General features: G+C 34.4%; 16 protein-coding genes. 15 read left to right on the top strand and 1 reads right to left on the bottom strand.

What is annotated here, in order from left to right; translation table 11 throughout:
- Positions 1 to 14: 14 nt before the first annotated feature.
- From ACXY7N_RS17645 to ACXY7N_RS17625, 5 genes are all read left to right on the top strand, one after another.
- Positions 15 to 389 (top strand): immunity 22 family protein, encoded by a 375-nt coding sequence (locus ACXY7N_RS17645; protein WP_016087168.1) that lies wholly within the window; start codon positions 15 to 17, stop codon positions 387 to 389.
- A 121-nt stretch (positions 390 to 510) separates the two neighbouring features.
- A complete protein-coding gene (locus ACXY7N_RS17640; RefSeq protein WP_098986321.1) occupies positions 511 to 849 on the top strand; it encodes a DUF4064 domain-containing protein in 339 nt (112 codons plus the stop codon).
- 101 nt (positions 850 to 950) lie between these two features.
- Positions 951 to 1,280 carry a hypothetical protein gene (locus ACXY7N_RS17635; protein ID WP_016087170.1) on the top strand — a complete coding sequence of 110 codons (330 nt, stop codon included), beginning with the start codon at positions 951 to 953 and terminating at the stop codon, positions 1,278 to 1,280.
- A gap of 55 nt (positions 1,281 to 1,335) precedes the next feature.
- On the top strand, positions 1,336 to 2,292 hold the full coding sequence (locus tag ACXY7N_RS17630) for a DUF3994 domain-containing protein (RefSeq protein WP_016134922.1): 957 nt from the start codon (positions 1,336 to 1,338) through the stop codon (positions 2,290 to 2,292).
- A gap of 155 nt (positions 2,293 to 2,447) precedes the next feature.
- The gene (locus ACXY7N_RS17625) at positions 2,448 to 2,906 is read left to right on the top strand and encodes a hypothetical protein (protein ID WP_016134921.1); all 459 of its coding nucleotides are present in this window, start codon (positions 2,448 to 2,450) and stop codon (positions 2,904 to 2,906) included.
- 82 nt (positions 2,907 to 2,988) lie between these two features.
- Here the strand turns inward: ACXY7N_RS17625 and ACXY7N_RS17620 are convergent, their stop codons facing one another.
- On the bottom strand, positions 2,989 to 3,435 hold the full coding sequence (locus tag ACXY7N_RS17620) for a DUF7832 domain-containing protein (protein ID WP_016087173.1): 447 nt from the start codon (positions 3,433 to 3,435) through the stop codon (positions 2,989 to 2,991).
- A 639-nt stretch (positions 3,436 to 4,074) separates the two neighbouring features.
- Between ACXY7N_RS17620 and ACXY7N_RS17615 the strand changes: the two genes are divergently transcribed.
- The 10 genes from ACXY7N_RS17615 (at position 4,075) to ACXY7N_RS17570 (ending at position 15,222) form a co-directional block, all read left to right on the top strand.
- A complete protein-coding gene (locus ACXY7N_RS17615) occupies positions 4,075 to 5,847 on the top strand; it encodes an S-layer homology domain-containing protein (RefSeq protein ID WP_353811143.1) in 1,773 nt (590 codons plus the stop codon).
- Positions 5,848 to 5,915: 68 nt separating this feature from the next.
- Entirely contained in the window at positions 5,916 to 6,140 is a 225-nt protein-coding gene (locus ACXY7N_RS17610; RefSeq protein ID WP_488592524.1) for a hypothetical protein, read from the top strand.
- A 197-nt stretch (positions 6,141 to 6,337) separates the two neighbouring features.
- A complete protein-coding gene (locus tag ACXY7N_RS17605; protein WP_353811144.1) occupies positions 6,338 to 7,084 on the top strand; it encodes a DnaD domain-containing protein in 747 nt (248 codons plus the stop codon).
- A gap of 82 nt (positions 7,085 to 7,166) precedes the next feature.
- Positions 7,167 to 9,557 carry a penicillin acylase family protein gene (locus ACXY7N_RS17600; protein WP_353811145.1) on the top strand — a complete coding sequence of 797 codons (2,391 nt, stop codon included), beginning with the start codon at positions 7,167 to 7,169 and terminating at the stop codon, positions 9,555 to 9,557.
- Positions 9,558 to 9,735: 178 nt separating this feature from the next.
- The gene (locus tag ACXY7N_RS17595; protein WP_016134917.1) at positions 9,736 to 10,680 is read left to right on the top strand and encodes an ATP-binding protein; all 945 of its coding nucleotides are present in this window, start codon (positions 9,736 to 9,738) and stop codon (positions 10,678 to 10,680) included.
- A 28-nt stretch (positions 10,681 to 10,708) separates the two neighbouring features.
- A complete protein-coding gene (locus ACXY7N_RS17590) occupies positions 10,709 to 12,448 on the top strand; it encodes a tetratricopeptide repeat protein (protein ID WP_353811146.1) in 1,740 nt (579 codons plus the stop codon).
- Positions 12,445 to 12,810 carry a hypothetical protein gene (locus ACXY7N_RS17585; protein ID WP_016087180.1) on the top strand — a complete coding sequence of 122 codons (366 nt, stop codon included), beginning with the start codon at positions 12,445 to 12,447 and terminating at the stop codon, positions 12,808 to 12,810. The genes ACXY7N_RS17590 and ACXY7N_RS17585 overlap by 4 nt, the downstream gene beginning before the upstream one ends.
- 85 nt (positions 12,811 to 12,895) lie before the next feature.
- Positions 12,896 to 13,669 carry a DUF6612 family protein gene (locus tag ACXY7N_RS17580; protein ID WP_098506108.1) on the top strand — a complete coding sequence of 258 codons (774 nt, stop codon included), beginning with the start codon at positions 12,896 to 12,898 and terminating at the stop codon, positions 13,667 to 13,669.
- 204 nt (positions 13,670 to 13,873) lie between these two features.
- Entirely contained in the window at positions 13,874 to 14,941 is a 1,068-nt protein-coding gene (locus ACXY7N_RS17575; protein ID WP_353811147.1) for a glycoside hydrolase family 113, read from the top strand.
- A gap of 89 nt (positions 14,942 to 15,030) precedes the next feature.
- Complete coding sequence (locus ACXY7N_RS17570; RefSeq protein WP_000670802.1) at positions 15,031 to 15,222, top strand: DUF378 domain-containing protein; 192 nt, start codon at positions 15,031 to 15,033, stop codon at positions 15,220 to 15,222.
- Positions 15,223 to 15,287: the final 65 nt, after the last annotated feature.

The raw sequence follows: 15,287 nt of genomic DNA, 5'->3' as shown, positions 1-15,287 counted from the left end.
GGAGGACGCTATGAATGGAAGTACATGGAATGGTTTCAATATGGTTAGGTAATATGAAAACGCAAGATCAGTTGGATACATATATGGATGTTACGTATGATGAAGAAGGAGACGCTATACCAGCAAGGTTTTTTGTTGATTTTAATATAGAGATGATTGATGTAGATGAGGATTTTATTGAAAAGGAAGTGTTAGAAGAAGCAAGTGATGACATTTCTATGTTATTAACGGGATGTTCATATGATGATAAAATACTATCTCGAATTAAGGAAGTAGTTAAAGTAAAGAAATCCTATAATTCTATTGTTTTAATTTATAATTTTCAGTATGACAATTCGGTTAGTGATTTTGAAGGATTTGATTTTGTAACTGTTATAAGTTATCTATAGTTACGAGCAAATTACAGTAGAATAAAAAATACATTTGTATAGTTTTTCCAATGAATATTTGGTATGATGGTGAATGGGAAAAATATACAAGTTGTTAGTGGCTCATAAAAGGAGGATAGTATTGAAAAGAACGCTTGAATTCGTACTAGGTTTAATTGGTGGCATTTTGGGAATGATTATTTCCATACTATTAATAGTTGTAGCGTTCAATATTATGGAAGGTTTTGATTACGAACTTTTAGCTTATTACTCTATTATTTTAACGGTTCAAATAGGGTTGCTTATTTTATCGTGTTTAGTAAACAAGGTTAATAATAAAGTTTATGGAGTTTGTATGATTGTGATTCCTATAGTTATGTTATTTATGTCATTATTCTTTTTACTTATTCCAACAATATTACAAATTATGTCTGGTTCATTTGCATTTAGAACATTAAAGTTAGAATCGAATGTAGGCTAAATATAATTGTTTACGTCTGAATATTCGGTTTTTTGAACGTTTTCGTTTGCAGTTCAAATTAAAATAAAGTACAAAGTTGTATGTTCTAGGAGGAGAAATAGATGATTATTTGGTCTGGTTGGGGTTTTTTAGTCGCAATTATTGTAATTATTAATGCTCTTTTAGGTAAGGTTATCTTTGGATCTATAACGGGAGACGCTACATATTTTCAAGACCATAGTTGGCCAATGGCGGTAATGTTTATTATATCAGGGGTTATGTCTTGGTATTTGGGTAAATATATTAATAAACCAGATGGGAAAGTTTATATAGATGCTGAAACTGGTGAAAAAGTTATGTTTAACAAAAAACACTCACTATTTTTTATAAAAATGGAATATTGGGGACCGATTCTAGGAGTTATTGCGATTGTAACTTTAATTACAAGATAAAAAAGAGGATGGCTATAGTAAGAGTAATTTATTCAAGTAAAAGGGGAAATCAGTCATGAATGCAAAGAAACTACTAGGGGTAGCAGTTCCGGTCATGTTGTTATTTGGTTGTGGAGTGTCTGAGAAAACGAACACTTCTAAACAGGAGAAAACGGAAGAGTCTAAAGTAAAAGAATCGAAGTCTAATAGTAAGAAAGAAAAGGTTTCAAAGGAAGACTATCCTAATAAAGTGTATACATTAGGGGTAGAGTTTGATAAGTTGTTTGCGGAGCATAACAATATTACAAGAGAGGTTTTTGACGGTAAGAAAAAGAAATCAGATGTAGTAGATAGTGTGAAAGAATTAAATAAAATGTTAGATAAATTCGAGTCGATAGATCCCCCTGCAGAGTATGTAAATCAACAAAAGGATTTTGAAAAAGCAATTGGTTATTTTAGAGAGTCTTTTTCTTTAATAAATGAAGTATTCACCCGAAAAGAAAAAAGAGAAAAAGGCGATAAGACTGATAAAGAGTTAATCGAGAAATCCGAAAAGTTAGTGAAAGAAGGAGATATTTACTGGCTTAAGGCATTCAAAGATCTTGAAAGGGATATTAAAATCGGTGACGGTACAGTATCTATGAAAGATTTGAAAGAGTTAGATAAGAATGCTGGAATTAATACGGATAACGTTATGAAGAATGTGAAAGATGGTACGGAATTAATCGGTAATTGGGGATTCAAAGGAACAGACGGTTTCATTATGTCACTTATTCTAAAAGGTGATAAGACATTTGAAACGTATGGTAAAGGTGAGTATCCAAATAAAAAGAATTATATTGAAGGCACTTGGGAGTATGATAAGGAAGCTTTTACAATCTATTTACATCTCAATAAACGTTTAGTAGACGGTGTAGAAGATACAATTCAAAAAAAGAAAATAGCATATAAAGTTCAAGATTATGATGGAGAAAACTTGCGATTATTTAATGAGACTTCATTCAATACAATTCAGTATGTGAAGCAAAGATAAAGTTATGTAGGACTAGGTTTAAATGGCCTGGTCCTTAATTAAAGTGTGAGTATGTAAATAATATGTTATCTTTGGTTTTGTCTACTTAGTATCATGTTATTCTTTAATAAAGTAATAAATGGAGTTTCACATTAAATATATGGGATTGGTTACAAATGATAAAGAAATTTACGAGATTAGTATTAACTGTAGTTATACCAATCGTTCTTATTACAGGTTGTGGAACTGCTGAAAAGACTAAAGTACAAGAGACGAAAGCGGTACAATCTGAGAAAAAGGATTATATGGATTACTCATATGGTAGCAAAGGTATATTAGTAAGCAGTAAAGCGAAAGAACGTCAACAATACGAGGTTGGGTTTATAGATGACAACAAGTTAGTAGGGATTGATGAAAATATTGCGGACTGTATTATTTTAGATAATAAAGATGAAGCAGGTCTCGTTTGGAAGCAAATAGAGCGTGGGTCTATTATAGAAGTGCAATATGGTAAGGATCGCAACGATATCGTAGGGGTGCAATTAGTAAGAGATCGTGATACATACGAAATTAGTGATAAGTTTGATCGAAATACAATAAATGAGATTGTCGAAAACGTTAAAGGGAATTTGTAATAGAGGCTAGAATGAAAAAATATTTAAGTTTACTATTAAGAAAGTCGATTCCTTATTAACATAAGAAATCGACTTTTTATACTTATTTATTTTGTAAGTTGTCTTTCCAAAAATTATAGCTATTATCAATAACTTCTTTTAATTTAAAATAGTTGTCCCAAGTATCTTGCACATGGTAGAGGGTTTCGCCTTCATCTATAAAAACATTACTGTAATCATTTATATATTTCCAGTCCTCGTCATGGTTAAAGTAGTACATTGTGAATTGGTTGCCCTCATCATTTAACATGTCGTCTGCTAAAACGCCATCCCAGTTCATATAAATTTCTGTGCTAGTCATTTGTCTAAGTTTAAACTGGTTGATTTCGTCTTGAGACTCTTCTTCAAATTCTTGACTACATAAATTACGTTCAATTATCCATCCTAAAAACATGCCAGTATGTACAAAAGCTTGATCGATTGGTAAGTCCTCAGGAAAATCACCTTGATAATGGTACTTGGCTTTATCATAAACTATCGTATCTAACAATTCGTTCATCCCCTTTAACGTATTATCTCATAAACTCGTACTGTTTGTTTTAATATTTCAACAGCAGTGATTTTTATGTAGTGGTGCATGAGCAAAAGATTTTAACTTACTAGCTAGTTTCTTTACAATTTTTTGGTTTTCTTCATTTCATGTATCAATATTAGTGAGTAAAATATGAGCAATTTCTTCCATATAAAAACTCCTTTCAATGTAAAAAGATGATAACTATATTATAGTGGAAAATTGAAAAATGTAAGTATTTTCAAATAGAGAAATTACATTAAATCAGGATCTAATTAATAGATACATAGTAGTTATGAAAAAACGTAAAGGTCCTTCTAGTTGAAGAAAATGAGTAAAAGGTATCCTAATCTATTTTTTGAGAAGCAGTGGCGTGTAAGGGGGATAAGTGCTTTTGACGACAATTGCAATTGGTTATAAAATAATGTCTGTTAAGGAATTTTATAGAAACTATCATTCACCTGCTGGGGATAAAATGAAAGTATGTATAAAAGGGTGAATATACATAGGTGATGAAAGTTTTGTTAAAAGTACATAGTAGATTCATAGTTTTTCACTAATGAGAATATAAAGGGAGGTTGAGATACTGCACGAACAGTGTAGATATCGATTACAGCAATGAATACAATCATAAAAAAAAGAGTAATTGCACTATCAACAAGTTTAGTAATGTTAGGGAGCGCACCTATAGCGATATCAGCAGAAGAGAGTAAAACTGATCAACTTCGTATCGCACAAGGGGAACGTGGAACGAACGGATTAAGTTATTCTGATTTCAATCTAGAAACTCCAGATCACATGCAAATTAACGAAGCGGAAGTATCAGAAAACGAGAAAATACTTTTGGAAGAATATAAGCATAAACATTCTGAAACAGAAGAACTAAATAAAATGAAAGAAGCGAAAAAAGGTCAAGTAGCGGATGAAGAAGCGATTTCAAATATTGAAAAGGCATTTGAACATGTAGACGGTCGAAATGATGGTTCTACTCGCGAGATGAAGCCGGTTGAAAAGCCAAGAGCTATTCAGTATAGTGCATCGATGACTACAAAGAAATATGGAACACTTGCAGGTGTACCGTTTGTAGAGTGGATTGTTCCAGCAGAAAACCCTGATATTCGCCCTGCTAATCCGATGAAAGCACGATATATTACAATTCACGAGACTGCAAACACAGCTCGCGGTGCGAATGCTGAAAATCATGCGAAATATTTGTATAAACAAGCAACGGAAGGTACGTTCCGAACAGCTTCATGGCATTTTACTGTAGACGATAAACAAATCTATCAGCACTTACCAACAAACGAAAACGGTTGGCATGCAGGAGATGGGGATGGCTCAGGAAATAGAGAGTCTATCGGTATCGAAATTTCAGTTAACCAAGATGGAGATTACAATAAAGCATTAGAGAATGCAAAGCGACTTGCAGGTTATTTAATGAACAAAGAAGGAATTAGTGCAGACCATATCTACAGGCACCAACAATGGAGCGGTAAAAACTGTCCTGATATTTTAATTTCTCGTGGAAATTGGACTGGCTTTGTACAAGGTGTTCAATGGTATGCAAATGTTAACGCACAAATTGATTCGCCTTTACAAGAAAGAAACGAGCTATTTGATTCAAATGAATATAATCCAGCTGAACCTAACATGGAACTTGTAGTGAATGGTGACGGTATAAACGTACGTAGTGGTGCAGGACTGGAACATCGTACCGTTCGTAAAGCTTCAAAAGGAGACCGTTACAAAGTGTTAGCGGTTAAAAACGGTTGGTATAAAGTAGGTAACGATGAGTGGATTTTCTATAACCCAAGCTGGATTAAGATAAACTACAATGTGCCAAATAAAGAAGTACAAAAACCAAAAGATGATATTACAGGTAAATGGTTTGAAGGGCATATTCGTAAGCTGAACAGCCTAGGAATTATGCATGGGGAAGGTAATGGTGTATTTGCGCCTTATCGAAATATAACAAGAGCTGAGTTTGCGACATTAATCTCAAATGCTCTAAAGCTACCAGAAGGAAATAAGTCATTTGTAGATATTAACAAAGCGCATCCGTCACTTCATAATGGTATGAAACGTAGTGCAAGTGCAGGAATTATTAGCGGTCGTGGTGGGGGTATTTTTGACCCGAATGCCCCAATCACTCGTGAAGAAGCATCGGTTATGATTGACAAGGCATTACAGTATAAAGGCGTTACAGGTGAATTAGTCGCATTACCATTTACAGATCAACATTTGATCACATACAAACAGCCTGTTCAACGATTATACAGTTTACAGGTAGTAACAGGTGTTGGAAATAATGAGTTTAACCCTAAAGGTACAACAACTCGTGGTGAAGCAGCTGCCTTTTTAGTGAAGATGTTAGACTCTATGCAGAAATAAATGAATTGTATGTAGTAGTTGGTACTGGTACAAGAAAAAGTAATAAGGATTTTAAAGGAGCTATTCAAATGGAACAGCTCCTTTTTATATTAGCCACTATTAAGCCCCTTCCAAGCCCCTTCCAAGCCCCTTATAAGCACCTACCAAGTAATAAATCACTAAGAAAAAACAATACAAAACAAAAACAACTACAAGAACAAAAGGCGCGAGAAAATAAAACCGTCGTTGTAGTAGTTAAAAAAATTTTGAATTCAAATGCAAAAACTAAGCCCTCAGTCTTATTTATATATTGAAGGATTAAAATCTGCCTTTTTATCCCGCATTAACGGGTAGTAAGATCCCCACCTCAAAATTCAGCAAAAGCAAAGAACTTAGGTGGGGGATCAACTGCCCGTAAAAGCCCGATTGGTTCAACTAATAATCAGTGGGGGAGGAACAAAACCCCACTGATTAAAGTTTCACTTTATGATTGCAAGGGGGAGGTAAACATATGGCCGTGTACCGTAATGTGCAGGTGAACTTTTGGCAAGATGAATTCATATTAGATTTAACGCCAGAGGAGCGTTATTTTTACATATATTTGTTAACTGGTACGAAAACGAAGCAATGTGGAATTTACATATTACCGAAACGTTTAGCAGAACTGGAAACAGGTTACAGTATGGAAACTGTTGAAAAGCTGTTAAATAGGTTTGTTGAATATGGAAAGATTTTATACGATGCAGAAACGAAAGAGTTATACATAATAAATTGGCTACATTATAACCCTATTTTAAATACGAATGTAGAGAAGTGTGTGTTACGTGAGCTAAAGACTGTAAAAAGTAAAGAATTCATACATATGTTTTTACGTACATGTCTTGAAGAAGAATGGAAGATTCCATTGTTATTGCAGCATTTTGGTATGCCGAAAGAAGAGGATAATAGTAGTTTACAAGAAGTTGCTGAGGAGGAAGAGATAGAAGAAGATACGTCGCATAGTGAAGTTTATAAGTTTTACGAACGACATATAAGTAATCTATCTCCATATATCGTGAAGGAATTGAAGGAATGGATACAAATAGTTTCAGGAGAGACAGTACTAGAGGCACTTAAAATTGCGTTTGAACAGAATAAGAGAACGCTGGCTTATGTGAAGGGGATTTTGAGGAATTGGTGTAAGAAAGGGCAAGTAGATTTCCTTGAGGGAAAGGAAGGTGTACAAAAGGGAGATGTATGTAGTTTGTATGATCCATAGTATGAGAAAGTATGGGTTTTTCAACTTTTCTAAAAGGTTCTTCCTTAAATAGAAGCGAATTGTTTGAGAAAGGAGGGGTTATATGGAAGTCGTCATAAAGAAGAAACGAACTAGAGGGAAGAAAATTTTTATTTGGTCTAGTAGCATCGTTCTTTTGTTAGTTATTTGTATAGCGATTTTTTTGAACATATATACGCTTAGATCTGTGCCAAAGATAGATGGAACGATTAAGCTAGAGGATTTACAACATGCTGTTCAGGTAAAGCGGGATAGTAAAGGGGTACCGCATATTAAAGCGGAAAATGCACATGATTTATATTTTTCGCAAGGGTATGTACAAGCGCAAGATCGTTTGTTTCAAATGGATTTAAGTAGGAGGCAAGCTTCTGGGATGTTGAGTGAAGTTGTAGGGGAAGCAGCAGTTGATCGAGATAAGTTGTTTCGAACGCTCGGTTTACGGCGCGCGGCAGAAGCGTCTGTTAGTCAATATGAAGGAGACGCGAAGTATGCCCTGCAGTCATTTGCTGATGGGGTGAACGCTTTTATACGCGAGGCAAAAGAGGAAAAGAAATTGCCAGTTGAGTTTACTGTATTAGGCTATGAGCCTGCTGAATGGTCAATCGTGGATTCTTTGACGATTGGAAAGTATATGGCGTTTGATTTAGGAGGACATTGGCACGGACAGGCGTTTCGATATTGGGCGCTGAAAAATCTACCGAAAGAGCAAGCAAATGAGCTATTTCCTACATATCCGAAAGATGCGCCTAGATTGCTAGCTGAACTGGAAAATACAAATGTGAATGTAGCACAAAGATTTGCAAAAACGATCATTCCACCAGAGTTTAATGGAAGTAATAACTGGGTTATAAGCGGTGAGAAGAGTACGTCTGGTAAGCCAATTTTAGCAGATGATCCTCATTTATCTCTTGCGACGCCTTCTATTTGGTATCAATCAAAACTTGAAATGAAAGATTTGCATGTGAGTGGCGTTATTTTCGCTGGAGTACCAGGCGTTATATTAGGACACAATGACAAAATAGCATGGGGCGTTACGAATACAGGTCCTGATGTGCAAGATTTATATATTGAGAAGCGAAATCCTAATAATGAAAATGAATTTCTGTATAACGATAAGTGGGAAAAAGCTACCGTTGTTGATGAATCTATTAAAGTAAAAGGCGGGAAAACAATTCCGTATAACGTTACGGTTACGAGGCATGGGCCAGTTATTTCAGAGTTTGCGGATAAAGGGAAAGAGAAAACGAAAACAGTATTCGCTTTGAAATGGACTGCTTTGGAACCGTCCGCTGAATTAAAGGCTGTATTAAATATGAATAAGGCGAAAGATTGGAATGAGTTTGAAACTGCACTTCAAGATTTTCATACACCAACTCAAAACTTTGTGTTTGCATCAAACGACGGCACAATTGCTTATAAAGCGAATGGAAATATACCAGTGCGTAAAAAAGGAGATGGTAGTTTACCAGTGCCGGGATGGACAGATGAATATGAATGGGAAGGGTATATCCCGTTTGATCAGCTTCCAAAAGTAATAAATCCAAAACAAGGGTTTATTTCAACTGCGAATAATAAAATTGTTGATGATAATTATCCGTACCATATTAGTAATACATGGGCGCAGCCATATAGGCAAATGCGTATTCAAGAGTTTTTACAAGAGAAGGAAAAGTATACGGTGAAAGATTTAGAAAATTTACAGATGGATCAAAAAAATTTATATGGGAAAGAGTTTGCTCCTATATTTTTAAAAGAGTTAAATAAAGCATCTTTAAATGAAGTAGAGAAAGAAGGCGTAAAACAATTAACAAAGTGGAATTTTTACGATAGTAAAGATGAAGCGGCACCATTACTATTCCATTTGTTAATGAAAGAGATCTCAAATACGTTATTTTCAAAAGAAATACCGAAAGATGTGATGGAGTTATTTGAAGGGAAGTCACAAGTTGTTGACGAATTGATTCGAAAAGAAGTAGCGGGAGAAAATAGCGCTTGGTTTACGAAGTACGGAGGTTTCACGAAAGTTGTGCATACATCGTACGAGAATGTAATGAAGAAATTACAGAAGGAATATGGACCCGATGTTGCGGAGTGGAAGTGGGGCGACTACCATCAGCTTGCTTTTACACATCCAATTTCAAAATCATCTAGTATGTTAGCACTACTTGCATTTAATCGTGAAAAACCAGTTCCAATTGGCGGAAGTCAAGTTACCGTTCAAGCAGCGAGTTACGGAGATAACGGTATTGTAAACCACGGTGCATCTTGGCGATTCGTGATTGATACGAAAGATATGTCAAACGGTTATCATATCGTAGGGCCAGGACAATCAGGACATTTTAGAAGTGATTGGTATCATGATCAAATAGATGATTGGGTAAATGGAACGTATCATACGACTACATTGAATACGAATGGGATAGAAGGGAAAGTGTTAACTTTACAGCCGAAATAATGTTAGAAGAGGCTCTTACTATAGGTAAGGGTCTCTTTTTTGTCATGTGACAAAATTTGACAAAAAAATCTGTAGAACTTTGTTATAATTTTTTTTGGAATATTTTGTTTAAGGTTTTATAGCAATAGGGATACATGTATTCTAAATTAAAGGGTTTTATAGGGGGATAAATACAAGAATGAACGACATGGAGAAATATCGTGAGAAAATTAAAGTGATTTCTTTTGATAGAGAAAAAAATCAAATGGTTGAAGTGGAAGAGAGTAAAATAACTTTTGATGATGTTGGCGGAATGGAAGATATTAAAAAGAAAATCAATATGGACTTTATTATGCCGATTAAGAATCCGGAGTATTTTCAGGCTTTTGGTAAGAAAGTAGGAGGCAGTTTATTATTTTATGGGCCACCTGGATGTGGTAAGACATTTTTAGCGCGAGCAGTTGCAGGCGAGATAAATGCTAATTTTATTCATTTAGAGCTGCAAGTAATACTCTCGATGTGGTCAGGAGAAGCAGAGAAAAATTTACATGAAGTGTTCGAAGAGGCAAGAAAAACAAAGCCTTGTATTTTATTTATAGATGAATTAGACGCATATGGGGGGAATAGACAGAAGATGGGCGCTCATCATCAAAGAACGCTAGTTAATCAATTGCTAGTGGAGATGGACGGAAGCAATTCTTTTAATGAAGGTGTTTATATAATTGGGGCAACAAATACACCATGGTATATTGATCCAGCGTTACGACGACCAGGCCGTTTTAATTCACTTGTTTTTGTGGCACCACCAAATAACGAGGAAAGACTGACAATACTAGAGTTGAAAACAAAGGATAAACCGAGAATGGAATTGCAGTTAGATTTTGTTTCGAAGTATGCAGAGCATTTTTCAGGGGCCGATTTAACGTATTTAGTGGAAGATGCTATTAATGAAGCTATTCAGCGTTCATTTGAAACAGGACAGTTACAACCCTTATCTAATGAAGATTTATTAACAGCAATGAAAAAGCGACAACCGACAACTTTAGACTGGTTCTCAACCGCAAAAAATTATGCAACGTTTAGTGATGTAAATAAAGATTTTGACAAAGTATTAGAGTATATGGAAGAACACCAATTGAAGTAAATGATATTAGATTGGGGGAAAGGAATAGATGGAAGAGCAACTTAGGAGAATTTCGCACTTATTGAAGCTTGGTGATGTTGAGCTCGCAAAAGAAGAAGCGGAATGGATGATTAAAGAAGATCCAGAAGATGCTACTGGTTATATTTGTTTAAGTCATGTGTACTACTTTGGTTTTCGTCAAATTGATGAAGCGAGTAAATATTTAGAAGAAGCACTAAAAATAGATCACTTAGATGAAAATGTTTTGTTAACAGCACTAGATATTTTTTATGCGCAAGAAAATTTTGAGAGATTAAAAGAGATAGCAGAAATAGGGATAAAAAATTATCCGGAAGAAGGCGTATATTACTTTTATGTGGGCGAGGCAAAAATACATATCGAATCGCTAAATAAAGGTATTACTTACTATAACAAAGCGATAGAATTAGAACCTGAAAATGATATGTATGTAGGAAGATATGCTTTTATTCTTTTGAGTTATTATCCGAAACGAATAGAAGAGGGTATAAAGGCGGAAAAACGTGCTTTAGAGCTGAATCCGGAAAATGTAACAAATCTAGTCTCTTTTGCAAATGTAGCAAGAGAAAAAGGGAATTTTAAAAAAGCAAGAATGCTAGCTGAAACTGCAATACGATTAGAGCCGAATCATGAAGGTGCCTACAAAATTTATAGAGATACAATCGGAACGAAAAACAAGTATTGTGCTTTTATGGCAAGTTTTACGTATACATTTTGGAATGTTTTTTCTAAGTTTTGTAAAATATTTTCGTTTGCAAGTAAGAGGAATCTTAAATTGCATTATATTTTAGTTATTTTAAGCCTTTTAGGTTGGATAATCCTCCCTGTATATTTAACAGGTTGGTATGCCGGTTCCGTGTATATAGTTATTTTTATGATGTATAGCATTTCATCTATTATAAAAGGACGGATTCATAAAGAAGTAGGATTAGGAACCCCCTTTGATGCTGAATACAATGTGAAAAGAAATAAAATCATTCGAAATCGTGAAATTTCCAATATGGAGAGTACAGTTAAAAAAGAAGAGGCTACTACTATTCCGACTGCGAAACTATCAAAAGAGGAACTGGAAGCACAATTAGAAGGGTTTTGGAGTAAAGGAACTGTGTATGAGGGGCAGCAAGAGGTTGCTGCGGCAGTGAAAGAGCCCGCTTTATCATCAGCTGAACATAAAAAGATTCAATCATATTCAGATATTGAATCACCTAAATATAATAAATGGTATATTTGTTTAATTATCGTTTTATCGATCTCCTTTATATTTAAAGTTGGGAAATTGTATAACTTAAATAATACAAATGCGACGCATACGACACCGAAAATTAGCCAAGAAACGAAGGATATTATTGTGGAGCAACAAGATAAAGCTCTCAAAGATACAAAAGAATCATTCGATAAGTTAGAAGTAGTAACTGTATTATACGTATTAAGAAAAGGTGATTGGAATGGAAGTACAATCGAGGGAGCTATAGAGAAAAGTTATGTACCGGTTATGTTAGAAAAAGTAGGACAGCCAGCCGGGGAGAAGTTAAAAAAAGCAACTCCTATGAAAATATATAAAGAAGATACAAGAACGTATGTATTACTTCAAAATGGAGATAGCTCTTTTATTATTGAAATAACGTCAAGAAAGTTAACTCATATTTATGGTGAGAGCTGGAATAATGCGCAAGAAGAGATGCAAAAATATGAAGAGTTACTTGGGAAAATAGAGTTACAAGGTGTTGAAACAGGGGGGGATTTAGCATGAGTATTAAAGTAATAAGGGCAACCGGAATGATGGGAGGAGCAGCAAGAGTCGCTGTAAAGGTAGATAATGAAGTAGTAATGAAACTTGAAAATAACGAAGAATATACGCTTCCTTGCGAGTTAGATGAAGCAAATATAAAAGTGAAACAATTCTTTTTTGGAAGTAAAGAAAAGAAAGTAAAGGATGGCGATGTAGTAGAAATTAAGATAAATAGTATTGCCATGCTATTACTGGTGGTGTCAATGATGGCTGTTTTATTTGGTTCGTCAATTGGTATAAATATTGTTGTTTTTGGTGTTATAGGAGCATTAGTTACGTTAATATATGGATTGAATAACTGGTTTAGTTTAGAAGTTAAATAAGTATGGTATCTGTTTTTGTATTAATTCATTTCATTTACTATATATGAAGTGTAATTATTTTTAAGAGGGAATGGGGAGGATCATTGTGAAGAAAATGATTATAGCATCTAGTTTGGCGTTAATAGTAGGTTTGACAAGTGGTTGTAGTAGTGAGAAAACGAATGTTACAAAACCAGTATCTGTACAAAAAGAAAAAGAATTAGTAGCGAAAGATATTTTTAAAAAAGCAGGTGATAAATTAAAACAAGAGGAATTTCTCACATTAACGTCTCTTATGTCAATGAAGGGGAACAGCCAATCAGAAGAGATTAAAATGAACATTCAAATGGAGCCGAAACGAAAGAATTCTAGAGCAGAAATGAAAATAAGTGGAACAGATATTATAACGTACGAAGTAGATGGAAAGGTCGCTGTTCAAGTGAAAGATCCTAATACAGGAGAGTTAGTTACGATACCAAATGATCAATTTAATGTTGATGACGTAATGGTAAGTAAAAATTTACTTAATGAGTTAGATTTACCGGAAGCTTTAGCTAAAAAAATGAAAGCAAAGAAGGATGGAGATACATATAAACTTACACTTGACTTAAAGGGGAAAGAAGCAGTAGATACATTACAGAAAATTAATGGAGATATGAAAAAATTAACGGAAGGATTTAATATGGATGCGTTAACTGTTGAATATATAATAACGAAAGATTATAAATTTGAAGAGATGCGCACAGCTATAAAACTGAGTGAACGTAATACAGATAAGAAATCTAGTGCGGATAAAGAAAAATTGGATACAGTTGTGAGCATAAAAATTGATTCATATGATAAATTTGATCCAATTAAGTTACCTGAAGGAAGTCAATAAATTCAATCATATAAGGGAAAAAAAGGAGCGGAAATACGCTCCTTTTTTATTTACCTTACTATTTTTAGGAGGTTAGTATGAATAAGGGTTGAATAAAGGATGAATAGCATTTTTATGGATGAAAATCCCCCCCTTTTTTTATGGAATATATGTGAAACATTGTATAGAATAAGCAAGAATGCCAAAAATTATAGGGGGAAAGTTGTGAAGAAAAATAAGAGTTTAATAAGTTTTTTAGGAGTGTTTATTATGTTGCTTTCTTTTTGTTTTCAAGGAAATGTACAGGCAGATGTAAATACTGTTCAATCTGGAAAAATAAAATCAGGAAACGTAACGGTATGGGAAGTTGGAAATGTGGCGAAAGTGTTAGCTGATGTAGAGCGCTTAAATTTAAATACAGTAAATGTACCGATTCAGGTAGATATTCCGAACGTGACTTCTACGAACATGGTAATTAATCAAGAGCAAAAGCAACAGGCGATTATTTTAATTCAAGAATTATTAAAGCGTAATATTCAAGTTATTGTGGAACCGTTCCCATATATTCAGCAAGGAAATGTTGGGGAAACAGAATGGAATCCAAGTAATATTAATGATTTCTTCTGGAATTGGAAAACGGTAATTCTACAAGAAATCTTTCATTCCATTACAAGTAAATACAATGTGTACGGGCTCAAGATTGCTTCTAATTTCGTTAATATGGAATATGCAGAAGGATATTGGAGCGATACGATTGATTTCGTCCGCCAGCAGTATAAAGGAAATATTTTGTATCAAATGAATTGGTGGTTAACAGCAAATTGGGATCCATCTCATGAAGCGAAGTTTGTAGAGAAAATAAACCGTCCGTATTTAAAGAAGGTAGACATTGTTAGTATCGATAGTTGGTTTGAAGTTTCAGGAAATAGAAATCCAACATACGAAGAAGTGAAGAAAAGTTTATATGCGACGACAGTATATAATCGTGGGCAAAACGTTGTTCAGCAATTGGAACAATTACATAAAGCAACAGGAAAGCCAGTTTATTTTGGTGGGTTTAACGTTCCAGCGCGTGAACTTGGACTACAAAATCCGTGGAATCCAGATGTTTCAAATGTGTTTTCAAAAGACGTACAATTAAACGGATGGCGCGCTTACCGTGATGTATTAGAACCGAAACCGTATTTTAAAGGTTTTTCAATTTGGTTTATTGGCTCTAATGATAGTACACATGCGTATCAAATACATAGTAAAGAAGCCGAAATGGTTATTAATGGCTGGTACCAAAAATAATTTTTATTAAATAGGTAAGTTTTGAATTTCACCACATATATTTCTAGTGAAAGGCCTTTCACCATCTTATCACCTAGGGGGCAATCATAATGAAATTTTTGTCTTACCTTACAGTAATTTTGGTGATTCTTGGCGGTTTGAATTGGTTATTTGTGGCGTTAGATTACAATGTAGTTGAGAAATGGTTTGGTTCTATGCCGGCGCTTGTGGACACTATTTATTGGCTCTTTGGTCTTTCTGCTATTTATCAAATTTTTGATCGGTTCTTTACGAACAATTAGCTATTATTCTTTTATTACTAGAGTGTTAAGTACGATTATGTACTTAACACTTTTTTGTATGTTTG

The organism is Bacillus sp. 5w2, from assembly GCF_054353775.1.
This window is presented reverse-complemented; position numbering and strand designations above follow the sequence as displayed.